This window comes from Streptomyces sp. cg36, assembly GCF_041080675.1.
In the GTDB taxonomy this organism is placed as follows: Bacteria; Actinomycetota; Actinomycetes; order Streptomycetales; family Streptomycetaceae; genus Streptomyces.
Genome location: NZ_CP163520.1, coordinates 2,121,741 through 2,135,282, shown reverse-complemented (window position 1 = coordinate 2,135,282; position 13,542 = coordinate 2,121,741). Strand labels below are relative to the sequence as shown.

16 protein-coding genes are annotated in these 13,542 nt (G+C 72.5%); 7 read left to right on the top strand and 9 right to left on the bottom strand.

Annotated elements, in window-relative coordinates; translation table 11 throughout:
• The first annotated feature begins 2 nt into the window (after window positions 1-2).
• Genes AB5J87_RS09410 through AB5J87_RS09400 form a run of 3 tightly spaced genes read left to right on the top strand, consistent with a single transcriptional unit; the run spans window position 3 to window position 2,090 of the window.
• A complete protein-coding gene (locus tag AB5J87_RS09410; RefSeq protein WP_369375931.1) occupies window positions 3-857 on the top strand; it encodes an AraC family ligand binding domain-containing protein in 855 nt (284 codons plus the stop codon).
• 10 nt (window positions 858-867) lie between these two features.
• On the top strand, window positions 868-1,785 hold the full coding sequence (locus AB5J87_RS09405; protein WP_369375930.1) for an AzlC family ABC transporter permease: 918 nt from the start codon (window positions 868-870) through the stop codon (window positions 1,783-1,785).
• Window positions 1,782-2,090, top strand: a complete 309-nt coding sequence (locus AB5J87_RS09400; RefSeq protein ID WP_369375929.1) for an AzlD domain-containing protein — start codon at window positions 1,782-1,784, stop codon at window positions 2,088-2,090. Before AB5J87_RS09405 ends, AB5J87_RS09400 begins: the two co-directional genes overlap by 4 nt.
• A 159-nt stretch (window positions 2,091-2,249) precedes the next feature.
• On the opposite strand, the gene AB5J87_RS09395 is transcribed toward AB5J87_RS09400, so the two are convergent.
• Window positions 2,250-3,191, bottom strand: coding sequence for a hypothetical protein (locus AB5J87_RS09395; protein ID WP_369375928.1), 942 nt, complete (start codon window positions 3,189-3,191; stop codon window positions 2,250-2,252).
• An 80-nt stretch (window positions 3,192-3,271) separates the two neighbouring features.
• Here AB5J87_RS09395 and AB5J87_RS09390 point away from each other — a divergent pair, with 80 nt between their 5' ends.
• The 4 genes from AB5J87_RS09390 to recX all read left to right on the top strand — a co-directional run bounded on the left by AB5J87_RS09390 (window position 3,272) and on the right by recX (window position 6,936).
• On the top strand, window positions 3,272-3,466 hold the full coding sequence (locus tag AB5J87_RS09390) for a DUF3046 domain-containing protein (protein ID WP_369375927.1): 195 nt from the start codon (window positions 3,272-3,274) through the stop codon (window positions 3,464-3,466).
• A 234-nt stretch (window positions 3,467-3,700) separates the two neighbouring features.
• Window positions 3,701-4,882, top strand: a complete 1,182-nt coding sequence (locus tag AB5J87_RS09385) for an AI-2E family transporter (protein WP_369383444.1) — start codon at window positions 3,701-3,703, stop codon at window positions 4,880-4,882.
• A 263-nt stretch (window positions 4,883-5,145) separates the two neighbouring features.
• On the top strand, window positions 5,146-6,267 hold the full coding sequence (gene recA / locus AB5J87_RS09380) for a recombinase RecA (protein ID WP_369375926.1): 1,122 nt from the start codon (window positions 5,146-5,148) through the stop codon (window positions 6,265-6,267).
• Between the two features lie 3 nt (window positions 6,268-6,270).
• Window positions 6,271-6,936: a recombination regulator RecX gene (gene recX, locus AB5J87_RS09375; RefSeq protein ID WP_369375925.1), complete on the top strand. Its 666-nt coding sequence runs from the start codon at window positions 6,271-6,273 to the stop codon at window positions 6,934-6,936.
• Between the two features lie 175 nt (window positions 6,937-7,111).
• Here recX and AB5J87_RS09370 read toward each other — a convergent pair whose 3' ends face one another.
• The 8 genes from AB5J87_RS09370 to AB5J87_RS09335 all read right to left on the bottom strand — a co-directional run bounded on the left by AB5J87_RS09370 (window position 7,112) and on the right by AB5J87_RS09335 (window position 13,476).
• Complete coding sequence (locus AB5J87_RS09370) at window positions 7,112-7,513, bottom strand: rhodanese-like domain-containing protein (protein ID WP_369375924.1); 402 nt, start codon at window positions 7,511-7,513, stop codon at window positions 7,112-7,114.
• A complete protein-coding gene (locus AB5J87_RS09365) occupies window positions 7,510-8,067 on the bottom strand; it encodes a cysteine dioxygenase (RefSeq protein WP_369375923.1) in 558 nt (185 codons plus the stop codon). The genes AB5J87_RS09370 and AB5J87_RS09365 overlap by 4 nt, the downstream gene beginning before the upstream one ends.
• 76 nt (window positions 8,068-8,143) lie before the next feature.
• Window positions 8,144-8,215, bottom strand: a complete 72-nt coding sequence (locus tag AB5J87_RS09360) for a putative leader peptide (RefSeq protein WP_309544753.1) — start codon at window positions 8,213-8,215, stop codon at window positions 8,144-8,146.
• A gap of 47 nt (window positions 8,216-8,262) precedes the next feature.
• The gene (locus AB5J87_RS09355) at window positions 8,263-9,867 is read right to left on the bottom strand and encodes an FAD-dependent monooxygenase (protein WP_369375922.1); all 1,605 of its coding nucleotides are present in this window, start codon (window positions 9,865-9,867) and stop codon (window positions 8,263-8,265) included.
• Window positions 9,868-10,010: 143 nt separating this feature from the next.
• Complete coding sequence (locus tag AB5J87_RS09350) at window positions 10,011-10,925, bottom strand: amino acid ABC transporter permease (protein WP_369375921.1); 915 nt, start codon at window positions 10,923-10,925, stop codon at window positions 10,011-10,013.
• The gene (locus AB5J87_RS09345) at window positions 10,922-11,569 is read right to left on the bottom strand and encodes an amino acid ABC transporter permease (RefSeq protein WP_369375920.1); all 648 of its coding nucleotides are present in this window, start codon (window positions 11,567-11,569) and stop codon (window positions 10,922-10,924) included. The genes AB5J87_RS09350 and AB5J87_RS09345 overlap by 4 nt, the downstream gene beginning before the upstream one ends.
• Before the next feature lie 91 nt (window positions 11,570-11,660).
• Window positions 11,661-12,581 (bottom strand): glutamate ABC transporter substrate-binding protein, encoded by a 921-nt coding sequence (locus tag AB5J87_RS09340; protein ID WP_369375919.1) that lies wholly within the window; start codon window positions 12,579-12,581, stop codon window positions 11,661-11,663.
• Between the two features lie 109 nt (window positions 12,582-12,690).
• Window positions 12,691-13,476, bottom strand: coding sequence for an amino acid ABC transporter ATP-binding protein (locus AB5J87_RS09335; protein ID WP_369375918.1), 786 nt, complete (start codon window positions 13,474-13,476; stop codon window positions 12,691-12,693).
• Window positions 13,477-13,542: the final 66 nt, after the last annotated feature.

Here is a 13,542-nt window from a genome sequence, read left to right as displayed (position 1 = left end):
ACATGGACGCGGCCGAGGAGTGGGCACGGCACTGGCAGTACCCGGGGCTGCCCGGCCTCGATCTGCTCCGCGCCCGCTACGTCAGCCACTCCTTCCCCCGGCACAGCCACGACGGCTTCGTCTTCGGCGCGGTGCGCGGCGGGATCGAGGACGTCGTCCTGCCCGGCGGGACGCTCAGCGCGGGCCCGGGCACCGTCGTGATGATCAACCCCGAGGTACCGCACTCCGCGCACGCCGGAACGCCCGAGGGCTGGACGTACGCCACGCTCTACCCCTCGGCCCGGCTGATCGCCGAGATAGCGGCCGAGGTCAGCACCCTTCGCGGCACCGCGGGCTTCGCCGAGACCATCGTCGACGACCCCGAGACGTCCCTGCTGATCCGGGAGGTCCACCGGGCGGCCGAGCAGGGCAACGCGCTCGCCGCCGACAGCGTGTTCCGCGTCGCGGTCGCCCGTCTGCTGCGCCGCCACGGCCAGGCACTGCCCGCCCGCGCCCCGGTGTCGGCGGGCGCCCGCACGGCCGCCGCCGCGCGCGGCCTGCTGGAGGAGCGCCTCACCGACCCGCCGTCCCTGGAGCAGCTCGCCCACGACCTGTCCACCAGCCCCTTCGCACTGCTGCGGGCCTTCAAGGCCGCGTACGGGCTGCCGCCGCACACCTGGCTCACCGGCGAACGCGTCCGGCGGGCCCGGCTGCTCCTGGAAGCGGGCACGGCGCCGGCCGAGGCCGCCGTCGCGGTCGGCTTCAGCGACCAGCCGCACCTCAACCGCCATTTCACCCGCATCGTGGGCGTCACCCCCGGGGCGTACCGCAAGGAGCGCGCAAGAACGTACAAGAACGCGGGCGCCACGCGCGCGTAGCGTCCCGCACGTGTCAGCAGAACAGACAGCACTTCCAGAGATACGCCCGCACGACGGGACCAAGCCCGACTCCGCGGTCGTCCGGGACGCCCTCGGCGTCGGTGTCGCCGTCGGCCTCTCCGGCTTCGCCTTCGGCGTCACCTCGGCGGGGTCGGGGCTCACCGTCCTCCAGACCTGCGCGCTCAGCCTGCTCGTGTTCACCGGAGCGTCCCAGTTCGCACTGGTGGGCGCGCTCGCGGCGGGCGGCAACCCGTTCACGGCCGCGGCCGGGGCCTTCTTCCTGGGCGTACGCAACGCCTTCTACGGGCTGCGGCTGTCCCAGCTGCTCGCGCTGCCGCGCGCGGTACGGCCCTTCGCCGCGCAGTGGGTGATCGACGAGACCACCGCGGTGACCCTGGCCCAGCCCACCCGGCGGGCCGCCCGGATCGGCTTCACCGTCACCGGACTCACGCTCTACGTGCTGTGGAACCTGACCACGCTCGCCGGAGCCGTGGGCGCGGAGGCGATCGGGGACACCGACGCCTGGGGGCTGGACGCGGCGAGCCCCGCCGTCTTCCTGGCGCTGCTCGCGCCGATGCTCACCACGGTCACCGAACGGATCACGGCGGGCATCGCCGTACTGCTGGTCCTGGGCCTGCTGCCGGTCCTGCCCGCCGGGGCGCCGGTCCTGGTGGCCGCACTCGCCGCCCCGATCGTGCTGTTCATGGAGGGACGCGGCACGGACGCGCGCGTGGCCGCAGGCACCGGCGCGTCCGACGGGACGGGCCGCCTCGCCAAGGGCGGGGGAGCCGGGGCCGCCGACAGCTCCGGGGACCGCGGAATCTCCCGGAACCCCGACGGCCCCGACAGCGCCGGGAACTCCGACGGCCCCGGCAGCGCCGGGAATTCCGACAGCTCCGGGAACTCCATGAAGGGAGCGGGACGTTGAACATCTGGATCGCGATCGGCGCCACCGCCGCCGGGTGCTACCTCGTCAAGCTCCTGGGCCTCCTCGTCCCGGCGGGAGCGCTCGAACGTCCGCTGGTGCGGCGGCTCGCCGCGCTGCTTCCGGTGGCGCTGCTGGCCGCCCTCACGGCCCAGCAGACCTTCAGCAGCGGCCAGCACCTGGTGGTCGACGCCCGGGGCGCGGGCCTGGCCGCCGCGGCCGTCGCGCTGATGGTGCGCGCCCCGTTCCTGGTGATCGTCGGCGCGGCCGTACTGGTGACGGCGGGCGTGCGGGCGCTGGGCGGCTGAGCCCCGCACACCACGGGCGGTCCGAGCACCACGGACGGTCCGCACCCACGGGCGGTACGCGCGCCGCGCCCGCCCGTGGGTGCGAAGCGAGGCGCCCCCTTCAGGGTGCCGTGGAGATCCCTGGTGTCCGCCCACCGCGCGCGAAGCGGGACAGCGCCCTCAGCCGATCGCGCGGCCGTGGGCGCGCAGGGTCCGCAGCGCCTCGATCGTCACGATCGGGCGCCACTCCAGGGCCGTGCCCGGTGCCCACTCGCGCCAGTGGATGGGCCAGCCGCCGTCCGCGCCCTGCTCGGCCTCCAGGTGGTCGAGCGAGCGCGCCATCTCCTCGTCCGTGAACCAGCGCCGGGCCAGCGACTCCGGCACGCGCGCGTAGTCGTGCGGAAAGTGGTGCTCGTCCGGCGCGTACCCGGGGGCGACGGGGAAGTCGTCCAGCCGGTCCGGGGCGAGGACCGCGAGCCGCTGCTCGCGCACCAGCCGGCCCAGCCGGTCGGCCGCCGCCTCCGCGCGGCGGCGGTCGGGCACCCCGTCCAGAAAGGCGACCGCGGCCTCGATCTCGTACGGGTGCGACTTCTCCAGCGCGTCGACCGCGGCCCAGCAGAAGTCCGTGGCCCGGAAGAGCCAGGCGTGCCACACCTGGTTGCGGTGGAGCAGCCCGACCACCGGGCCGGTGGCCAGCAGCTCGCTGGGCGGGTCGTCGACGATCCGGACGAACGGCGCCACCGGATAGCCGCGCTGCGAGGGGTGGAGCGCGGGCAGGGCGCCGTCCGGCGTCGACACGGACGTCAGATAGCGGCAGATCCGCTCCATCCGCTGGCCGCTCATGCGGTCCACGGAGTCGAGGACCCGCAGCGCGTGCGCGGTGTGCAGCGGCTGGCTCACGGGGCCGCGCAGATCGGGCTCCAGGGCGTGCCCGTACCCCCCGTCGTCGTTCTGGTGGGCGGCGAGCGCGGTCTCCACCGCGTCGGCGCCGCCGCCGAGGAAGTGGTGCGCGAACCGCCGCTGCTCCAGCACACGGGCCGTCAGCCAGACGAAGTGCTCGGCTCGCGCCAGCGGTGTGCGGGACGTGCGGACAGTCGCGGGTGATGTTCCGGATCCGGCCATGGTCCGACCGTAGGACGCCGGGCGCACCGCACAGGCCCGGACGGCTCCGGCTGCACTCTCAGGGGCGGGATACTGGAGTCATGCGGTTGACGATTTTCTGGGAGCGGATGGCCGACCACTTCGGCGCCGCCTACGCGGACTCCTTCGCGCGCGACCACGTGATGGCCGAGCTGGGCGGCCGTACCGTGCACGAGGCGCTCGACGCGGGCTGGGAGACGAAGGACGTCTGGCGGGCCGTGTGCACGGCCATGGACGTGCCCGCGCACAGGCGGTGACGATCCCCGCGCACGAGCGGTGACGATCCGGGGCCGAGGGCCGACCACGCGCGCGTGATGGGCGAGACTTGGCGGGTGGCACCCACTGACGACAGCGACACGCAGACAGACCGCCGCGCCGACGGCACGGCCGGAACCGGCCGCCCGGCCCCCGGCGGGCCCGGCGCGATCCCGCAACCGGCCCAGGCCGCACCCCCGGCGGACGCGGCCCCGGGCCAGGCGGCCGGACCGGCCCTGCCCGGCACCGCGGGCGCCGTGCGCATGCCCCGGTGGCTGCCGCGCGCCATGGTGCTCGCGCTCGCCCTCTACGCCTGCTTCCAGCTCGGCAGCTGGGCCTTCCACCAGCTCATCGGGCTGCTGATCAACATCCTGATCTCGTTCTTCCTGGCCCTGGCCGTGGAGCCGGCCGTCGGGCGGATGGCGGCGCGCGGGATGCGCCGGGGCGTGGCCACCTTCATCGTCTTCTTCGCGGTGCTGATCGCCACGGCCGGGTTCGTCGCCCTCCTCGGCTCGATGCTGGCGGGCCAGATCGTCGACATGGTCGAGCACTTCCCGAAGTACCTCGACTCGGTGATCAGCTGGATCAACGAGAACTTCCACAGCGACCTCTCGCGGGTCGAGGTCCAGGACAGCCTGCTGCACTCGGACTGGCTCCAGAAGTACGTGCAGAACAGCGCGAGCGGTGTGCTCGACGTCTCGGCCACCGTCCTCGGCGGGCTCTTCCGGCTGCTGACGATCTTCCTGTTCTCGTTCTACTTCGCCGCCGACGGGCCCCGGCTGCGGCGCACCGTCTGCTCGATGCTGCCGCCCGCCCGCCAGGCCGAGGTGCTGCGCGCCTGGGAGATCGCCGTCGACAAGACCGGCGGCTACCTGTACTCGCGCGGCCTGATGGCGCTCGTCTCGGGCATCGCCCATTACATCCTGCTGCAGATCCTGGGCGTGCCGTACGCCCCGGTCCTCGCCGTCTGGGTGGGGCTGGTCTCGCAGTTCATCCCGACGATCGGCACCTATCTGGCGGGCGCGCTGCCGATGCTGATCGCCTTCACCGTCGACCCCTGGTACGCGGTGTGGGTGCTCGGGTTCGTGGTGATCTACCAGCAGTTCGAGAACTACGTGCTGCAGCCCAAGCTGACCGCCAAGACGGTGGACATCCACCCGGCGGTCGCCTTCGGCTCCGTCATCGCGGGCACCGCCCTGATGGGAGCGGTCGGCGCGCTCATCGCGATCCCGGCGGTGGCGACGCTGCAGGCGTTCCTCGGCGCCTATGTGAAGCGCTACGAGGTGACGGACGACCCGCGCGTGCACGGCAGGCGCGAGCGCCCGGCCGGGGACTCGGCGCTGGTGCGGATGCGGCGCGCGCTCGGCCGCCGACAGAGCGGGGAGCCGACCGCGCCCACGGGCGGCGACGGGTCCTGAACGGTCCGGAGCCGGGGCCGGCCGGGCCCCGGCACCCGGTCGGACACGCCTTCGCACCCGGCGCCGTCCGTGCCGCGTGGTGCGCTTGACACTAAAATCGAACATCCATTCAGATGGAGCCAGGGCCCGGTGTTCACTTGGGTTCCGCCGGTTCTGCCGGTGGGGTTATCCACAGGCGAGAGGGACTCCGGGGCCCATTGTCAGTGGCAGGGGTTAGCGTCTTTGACGTGAAGCGATCGACTCAAGCAAACCGGGTGGAACCCATGGCAGGAACCGACCGCGAGAAGGCGCTGGACGCCGCGCTCGCACAGATTGAACGGCAATTCGGCAAGGGCGCGGTGATGCGCCTGGGCGAGCGGCCGAACGAGCCCATCGAGGTCATCCCCACCGGGTCGACCGCGCTCGACGTGGCCCTCGGCGTCGGCGGTCTGCCGCGCGGCCGAGTGGTGGAGGTGTACGGCCCGGAGTCCTCCGGCAAGACGACCCTGACCCTGCACGCGGTGGCGAACGCGCAGAAGGCCGGCGGCCAGGTCGCCTTCGTGGACGCCGAGCACGCGCTGGACCCCGAGTACGCGAAGAAGCTCGGCGTCGACATCGACAACCTGATCCTGTCCCAGCCGGACAACGGCGAGCAGGCCCTGGAAATCGTCGACATGCTGGTCCGCTCCGGCGCCCTCGACCTCATCGTCATCGACTCCGTCGCGGCCCTCGTGCCGCGTGCGGAGATCGAGGGTGAGATGGGCGACTCGCACGTGGGTCTCCAGGCCCGTCTGATGAGCCAGGCGCTCCGGAAGATCACCAGCGCGCTCAACCAGTCCAAGACCACCGCGATCTTCATCAACCAGCTCCGCGAGAAGATCGGTGTGATGTTCGGCTCGCCGGAGACCACGACCGGTGGCCGCGCCCTGAAGTTCTACGCCTCGGTGCGCCTCGACATCCGCCGCATCGAGACGCTGAAGGACGGCACCGACGCGGTCGGCAACCGCACCCGCGTCAAGGTCGTCAAGAACAAGGTCGCGCCGCCCTTCAAGCAGGCCGAGTTCGACATCCTCTACGGCCAGGGCATCAGCCGCGAGGGCGGCCTGATCGACATGGGCGTCGAGCACGGCTTCGTCCGCAAGGCCGGCGCCTGGTACACGTACGAGGGCGACCAGCTCGGCCAGGGCAAGGAGAACGCGCGCAACTTCCTGAAGGACAACCCCGACCTCGCCAACGAGATCGAGAAGAAGATCAAGGAGAAGCTGGGCGTCGGCGTCCGGCCCGAGGAGACGAAGGCCGAGCCCGGCGCGGACGCGGCCGGTGCGGCTCCCGAGGCGGAGGCGGCATCGGTGCCCGCCCCCGCGACCAAGGCCAAGACGGCCAAGGCCGCAGCCGCCAAGAGCTAGCTCATGACACGCAGGACCGAATGGGCCGAGCCGGACGGGACGGGCCCCGAGCGAGCCCGCTCCGGGCGGCCGGGCCCGCAGCGGGCGGGGACGCGCCGGGGCGGCCCGCGTGGGGCCGACCCCGAGGCATCCCACGGCGCCGACCCGTCGGGGGCGGCGAAAGAACCGCCGCAGGACCCGGCCGAGCGGGCGCGGGCGATCTGCCTGCGCCTGCTCACCGGGACCCCCCGCACCCGCCGGCAGCTGGCCGACGCCCTCAAGAAGCGCGAGATCCCCGACGAGGTCGCCGAGGAGGTCCTCTCCCGCTTCGAGGAGGTGGGGCTGATCAACGACGCGGCGTTCGCGGACGCCTGGGTCGAGTCCCGCCACCACGGGCGCGGCCTGGCCCGTCGGGCCCTCGCCCGCGAGCTGCGCACCAAGGGCGTCGACGCGGCGGTCGTCGACGAAGCCGTCGGGCAGCTCGACTCCGAGCAGGAGGAGGAGACCGCGCGGGAGCTGGTGGCCCGCAAGCTCCGCTCCACCCGCGGCCTGGACCGCGACCGCCGCATCCGCCGCCTCGCGAGCATGCTGGCCCGCAAGGGCTACCCGGAGGGCATGGCCCTCAGAGTCGTCCGCCAGGCCCTGGAAGCGGAGGGCGAATCGGGGGACGACCTGTACGAGTCGTACTGAGGCAGGCCGTGCTGAGACACGTCGCGCTGAGGCGGGTCGTACTGACGCGAGTCGCACCGGTGCGCTTCACGCGGTCCCGGGTGTGCGGTCCGGGTGGGGCCGAGCGGCCGGGGTGACCGGGGCGACCGGCTCGGGTGGCCGGTGCCCCTCGGTCTGTCGGCCGTCGGCCCGTTCCTCACCGGCCGGGCGCTGTCACCGGCAGGCCCGCCGCGCGCCAGGCTTGGAAGCCGCCGATCAGGTCGGTCGCCCGGTGCAGCCCCAACTGGTGCAGTGACGCCGCCGCCAGGGACGAGGCGTATCCCTCGTTGCAGACCACCACGACCCGCAGGCCGTGATGGGTCGCCTCGGGCAGGCGGTGGCTGCCCTGCGGGTCGAGCCGCCACTCCAGTTCGTTGCGCTCGACGACCAGGGCGCCGGGGATCAGTCCGTCGCGCTCGCGCAGCGCCGCGTACCGGATGTCGACCAGGAGCGCCTCGCCCGACCGCGCCGCGTCCTGAGCCTCTTGTGGTGCGATCCGGTCCAGGCCCTCGCGGACCCGTGCCAGCAACTCGTCGATTCCCACGGCCTGTCCGCTCAACTCCAGTCCTCCGGGCGCTCGACGTGCTCCAGCCGCAGCACCGCTCCGGTGCGGCTGTAGCGGCGGATCAGGGGCAGCGGGGGGTAGTAGGCGTGCACCGAGATCGTGTGCTCGGTCGTGGACTCGTTGCGGACCTCGTGCACATGGTGCGGGCCGAAGGCCCGCCCCGTCCCCGCCCGCACATCGCGTGAACGGTCGAGGTCCTCGGCGAGTTCCAGGGTCTTCCAGCCCTCGCTGGGCAGCCGGGCCGCCAGCGAGTCCTCCTTGAGGGTGCCGGACGCCGTCGCGAACGCGCCGTGCGAGCCGCCGTGGTCGTGCCAGCCGGTGCCGGTGCCGGGCGGCCAGCCGATCAGCCATGCCTCGCTGCCGCCCGGCCCGTCCAGACGGATCCAGGTGCGGCCCTGCGGATCGAGCGGCAATGAGGCGACGAGCGCGGTGTCGGCGGCGGTGCGGCGGGCGAAGTCGAGCAGGTCCGCCTGGCTGGGGACGGACGGGGCGGGAAGCGGGGAGGCGGGGGCGGATGCGGGCGCGGGCGAGTGCGCGGAGCGTGACACGTGGACCGTCCTGGGGGAGTTCGCGAGTGCGCGCGGACAGCGGGCTGTGGCCCGGCGGCGCGAGAAGGAAGGCGAATCAGCAGGAAGGGCGACACACGCAGCCCGCATAGCGGACGAGGTCCATATGGACCCTCCGCCACAGGCGCACATCGGTGTCGGTCACGTTCCGGAGTACACCATGTGCGCCCGTATCGGTCAATTGACGTCCGCTGTGCGGTCCTCCACGCGTGCGTGGGTGACGGCTCCGCCGCGTACCGCGTCCGCCGCCGCGTACAGCTCGCCCGGCCACACCCCGGCGAACGCCGCCACGAGATGGCCGTCGGGGCGCACGAGCAGCACGGTGTGGGCCGCGGCCCCCGGGTACTCCTCGGCGACCAGCAGCTCCGCGTCCGCGGGCAGGGCGCTCACCGCCGCCGCCAGCCGCGGCATCACCCCGGCCGTCAGCCAGTGCCGCCGGTCCCACACACCGGTGCCGGGCGCGATCAGTACGGCCAGCAGCCGTCCGCGCCCCAGCCGGTCCCGCAGGGTGACCGAGGCGCCGTCCGGGGCCGTTACCGGCACGTCCTCGACGGGTGAACCCACCGCCGTGCCCACGGGCGTGTGCGCCTCGGCGGGTGGTGGCGCGAGGGGGGAGTGCGCGTAGGAGGGGGGCGCGCCGAGCGGGCCGAGCCCCAGATGGCCGTCGGCGAGCAGGGCGTCGTGTCCACGGGCGGCGCCGGGCAGGTACGAGCGGAGCCCTCCACCGCCGCGCAGCGCCGGAAGTGCCTGGTCGGCGGCGCGCAGCCGGGCGGCGACACCGGCCCTGCGCTCCGTCTGGTAGCTGTCGAGCAGCACTTCGGAGGCCCCGTGGTGCCAGGCCGTGGCCAGCTTCCAGGCGAGGTTGGAGGCGTCCCGCAGCCCCTCGTCCAGGCCCTGGATGCCCATGGCGCCCAGCAGATGGGCGGCGTCCCCGGCCAGGAAGGCGCGGCGCACCCGCCAGCGGCGCGCCAGCCGGTGGTGGAGCGTGTACACGCCGGTGTCCAGCAGTTCGTACGGCGGGGCCGTGCCGCACCACCCGGTCAGTGTGTCCCGCAGCCGGCCCATCAGTGCGTCGGGGGTGACGAGTTCGGCGCGGGGCGGGAGCAGCCAGTCGATCCGCCAGGCCCCGTCCACCAGCGGACGGGCCGTCACCTCGGCGCCCCCGGTGCGCCACGGCGGCAGCCGGTGCAGCAACGACTCGCCGGGCCAGGGGAGTTCGGTGCGCAGGACGACGACGGCCTGGCGCTCCACCGCCGTGCGGCCGGCGAAACGGATGTCGAGGAGCTTGCGGACGGTCGAGCGCGCGCCGTCGCAGCCCACCAGGAAGCTGCCGCGCCACCAGGTGGCGTCCGGGCCCGTGGTGTGGACGGCGACGCCGTCCTCGTCCTGTTCCAGCGTGTCGACGCGGCTGCCCGCGACCAGCTGGACGAGGCCGGAGGCGACCGCGGCGGCCCGCAGGCCCCGGGTGAGGGCGTGCTGGGGGACGTGCACGGGGGAGGCGCCGCCCGCGCCCCCGTCCCCGAAGGTGACCTGACGCTGCGGCTGGCCGCGCCGCACGGCCCGCCAGCCCGTCCAGCGGGCCCCCTCGTCGCGCAGGGTGGCGCAGCCGAGGCGTTCCACGAAGGCGGCCGTGTCGGCGCGCAGGACGGCCGTACGGACCGGGCGGGGCTCCTCGGGGCCGGGGCCCTCGTCGAGGACGACGCAGGGCACGCCCTGGGCGGCGAGGGAGAGGGCGAGCGCGAGCCCGACGGGCCCGGCCCCCACGACGATCACCGGGTCCACGAAGCGGCTCCCTGGGCCCGTCGGGACGGCTGGCAGGTGGCGCTGAGGACCCGGTGCACGATCACAGAACGTATGCAACCCACTGCGGGTGCTTGCGTCAAGTGACGGAGGCGGTGGCGCGGGCGCCACCACCTCATGGACCGTCAGTTTGTCGTACCACCGGGCCCGTCGGGCGCGTCGGTCCCGCTGCCCACGACCGCGCCGACCGGGTCGGCGGCGGTGACCGGGGCCGCCGCCGCGCCCATGGTGATGCCGGTCTTGGCGCGCCGGCCGCGCCGCTCGATCCAGGTGGCGAGGCCGGACAGGGCCAGGCACATCGCCACGTAGATGGTGCCGATCACCACGATCGTCGACACATACGGGTACTGGCCGTTGACCTGCGTGTTGCTCGCGATCAGCCGGGCCGTCTGGAGCAGCTCGGGGTACAGGATGATGAAGCCGAGCGAGGTGTCCTTGAGGGTGACCACCAGCTGGCTGATGATCGTCGGCAGCATCGCGCGGACCGCCTGCGGCATCAGGACGGTGGTCATCACCTGGGTCTTGCGCATGCCCAGCGCGTACGCGGCCTCGCGCTGGCCCTTGGGCACGGAGTTGACGCCCGCGCGCAGCACCTCGGCCTGGACGCAGCCGTTGTAGATCGACAGGCCCAGTGCCAGCGCCCACATCGAGTAGTCGGTCAGGAAGCCGACCCAGACGCCGTAGATGGTGATGAGCAGCGGGATCGAGCGGAAGATCTCGACGAAGGCCGTCGCGGCCCAGCGCACCGGCCGGTGGTCGGAGAGCCGGGCGACCGCGAGCAGTACGCCGAGGACCAGCGACCCCACTGCCGCCAGGCCGAACGCCTTGAGGGTGGCGACCACGCCGTCGGCGATGTTCTGCCGGATCCCCGAGTAGTTGAAGATGTCCCACATCTCGGGGGCGAGGTGCCCCTTGTCGGAGAGCCGCACGATGCTGACGGCGAGCAGCGCCAGGATGGCGAGCGAGCCGACCACCGCGTAGATGCGGTTGCGGACGACGGCCTTGGGGCCGGGGGCGTCGTAGAGAACGCTGGCGCTCATCGGGCGACCTCCATACGGCTCTCCAGCAGGCGGAAGGCGCCGCTGATGGCGAAGGTGACGACCAGGTAGCCCAGTGCGACCCAGACGAAGACGGGGACGATGTCGTAGCCCTGGTCGCTCATCAGCTTCTGCCAGCCGAAGAGTTCGGTGACGCTGAAGGCGCCGGCGATCGCCGAGTTCTTGGTGAGCGCGATGAAGATCGAGCTCAGCGGCGGGATGACCGTCCGGGTGGCCTGCGGCAGCACGATCAGGCGCAGGGTCTGCGTGAACGACATGCCGATCGAGCGGGCGGCCTCGGCCTGGCCCAGCGGGACGGTGTTGATGCCGGACCTGACGGTCTCGCAGACGAACGAGGCGGTGTAGAAGCCGAGGGCGAGCGAGCCGAGCAGGAAGGGGCTCATCCCGGGGAAGAAGATCTCCGGTACGACGAAGAAGAAGACCAGGAAGAGCAGGGTCAGCGGGGTGTTGCGCAGCAGCGTCACCCAGGCGGTGCCGAAGAACCGCAGCGGCGGCACCGGCGAGACCCGGAAGCCGGCCAGCAGCAGGCCGAGGACCAGGGCGATGACCGAACTGACGGCGGTGATCTCCACGGTTCCTATGAAGCCGTCACGGAATTCCGAGAAGTTGTCGAGCAGTACGTTCATGAGGTCTCCGCGTCGGCGGGCGGCTGGCGGGCGGGCAGGGCGGGACACGCCCTCTACGCGCGCGTAGAGGGCGTCTCGCCCGTGGGGGGAATCAGTAGCGCTGGACGGCCGGCGGGTCGACGTAGCCGGCGCCGGACAGGCCGAGCGTCGCCTCGTAGATCTTCTTGTAGGTGCCGTCCTTGACGTGCTTCTCGATCGAGTCGTTGATGAAGTCGCGCAGCGCCTTGTCGTCCTTGTTCATGCCGACGCCGTACGGCTCCTTGGTGAACGGGTGACCGGCGACCCTGAGCCGGCCGGAGTTGGCGGCGGCGTAGCCCTTGAGGATCGAGTCGTCGGTGGTGACCGCGTCGACCTGCTTGGTCAGCAGCTGCTGCACGCAGTCCGAGTACTTGGCGAGCTCGACGACCTTCGCGCCGTACTCCGGCTTCTTGATCTCCTGGAGCGGGGTGGAGCCGACGATCGAGCAGACCTTCTTGCCCTTGACCGAGCTCTTGTCGGTGATCCCCGTCTCGTCCTTGCGGATCAGCAGGTCGGCGCCCGCCTGGTAGTACGGCCCCGCGAAGCCGACCAGCTTCTTGCGCTTGTCGTTGATCGTGTAGGTGCCGACGTAGTAGTCGACCTGGCCCTTGGAGATCGCCGTCTCGCGGACGCCGGAGTCCACGGTCTTCCACTCGATCTGGTCCTTGGAGAAGCCCAGGTCGGCGGCGATCATCCGGGCGAGCTCGACGTCGAAGCCGGAGCGCTCCTTGGTCGACTGGTCCTCGAAGCCCAGGTAGGGCTGGTCGGCCTTGGAGCCGATGATCAGCTTGCCGCGGGCCTTGGCGGCCTTGAACGTCGGGGAGTCGAGGGCGACGTCCTTGGCGACGGTGTACGTGGGCAGCTGCGGGGCGCCCGACTGGCCGGGCTGGGTGGCCGGCTTGTCGCCCGCGGAGCCGGACTTGCCGCCGCAGGCGGTCGCGGTCAGCGCGAGCACAGCGATCGCCGCGAAGGCGGCGGACTGGCGGAGCTTCATGTGAACATCCCTCGAATCGCTTGAAACGCTCAGGTCAGGGGGCCGTGGGCGCGGGGCGCCGACGGCCCGCGCGAGCCGCCAGGGGCGGGCCCGCGCGGGGGCGGCGGCCTCAGTGGTGAAGGATCTTCGACAGGAAGTCCTTGGCCCGGTCGCTGCGCGGGTTGCTGAAGAACTGCTCGGGCGCGGCCTCTTCGACGATCTTTCCGTCGGCCATGAACACGACGCGGTTGGCGGCCGAGCGGGCGAAGCCCATCTCATGGGTGACGACGATCATCGTCATGCCGTCGCGCGCCAGCTGCTGCATGACCTCCAGGACCTCGTTGATCATCTCCGGGTCCAGCGCCGAGGTCGGCTCGTCGAAGAGCATGACCTTCGGATCCATCGCCAACGCGCGCGCGATGGCCACGCGCTGCTGCTGGCCGCCGGACAGCTGCGCGGGGTACTTGTCGGCCTGGGTGCCGACGCCGACCCGGTCGAGCAGCGCCCGGCCCTTCTCCTCGGCCGTCTTCTTGTCCGTCCCGCGGACCTTGGTCTGGCCCAGCATGACGTTCTCCAGCACGGTCTTGTGCGCGAAGAGGTTGAACGACTGGAAGACCATGCCGACGTCGGCGCGGAGCCGGGCCAGTTCGCGGCCCTCCTGGGGCAGCGGCTTCCCGTCGATCGTGATCGACCCGGAGTCGACCGTCTCCAGGCGGTTGATCGTGCGGCACAGGGTGGACTTCCCGGACCCGGACGGCCCGATCACCACGACGACCTCGCCGCGCGCGATCGCCAGGTCGATGTCCTGCAGCACGTGAAGCGCGCCGAAGTGCTTGTTGACGTCCTTCAGCACGACCAGGTCGCCCGACGCGGGTGTGGCGTCCTCGACATCCTTGGCCACGGATACTCCGCTCATCGGCTTCCAGCTCCGCTCTTCCTCGGTTGGGGAGGAACGTAGTGCGCCGCTACGACCAGCGTCATT

Bases quoted from the DNA above. Each gene is read 5' to 3' on its own strand.
- AB5J87_RS09410 (WP_369375931.1), top strand. From the start codon at position 3: ATGGACGCGGCCGAGGAGTGGGCACGGCACTGGCAGTACCCGGGGCTG.
- AB5J87_RS09395 (WP_369375928.1), bottom strand. From the start codon at position 3,191: ATGGCCGGATCCGGAACATCACCCGCGACTGTCCGCACGTCCCGCACA.
- AB5J87_RS09390 (WP_369375927.1), top strand. From the start codon at position 3,272: ATGCGGTTGACGATTTTCTGGGAGCGGATGGCCGACCACTTCGGCGCC.
- recA (WP_369375926.1), top strand. From the start codon at position 5,146: ATGGCAGGAACCGACCGCGAGAAGGCGCTGGACGCCGCGCTCGCACAG.
- recX (WP_369375925.1), top strand. From the start codon at position 6,271: ATGACACGCAGGACCGAATGGGCCGAGCCGGACGGGACGGGCCCCGAG.
- AB5J87_RS09350 (WP_369375921.1), bottom strand. From the start codon at position 10,925: ATGAGCGCCAGCGTTCTCTACGACGCCCCCGGCCCCAAGGCCGTCGTC.
- AB5J87_RS09345 (WP_369375920.1), bottom strand. From the start codon at position 11,569: ATGAACGTACTGCTCGACAACTTCTCGGAATTCCGTGACGGCTTCATA.
- AB5J87_RS09340 (WP_369375919.1), bottom strand. From the start codon at position 12,581: ATGAAGCTCCGCCAGTCCGCCGCCTTCGCGGCGATCGCTGTGCTCGCG.
- AB5J87_RS09335 (WP_369375918.1), bottom strand. From the start codon at position 13,476: ATGAGCGGAGTATCCGTGGCCAAGGATGTCGAGGACGCCACACCCGCG.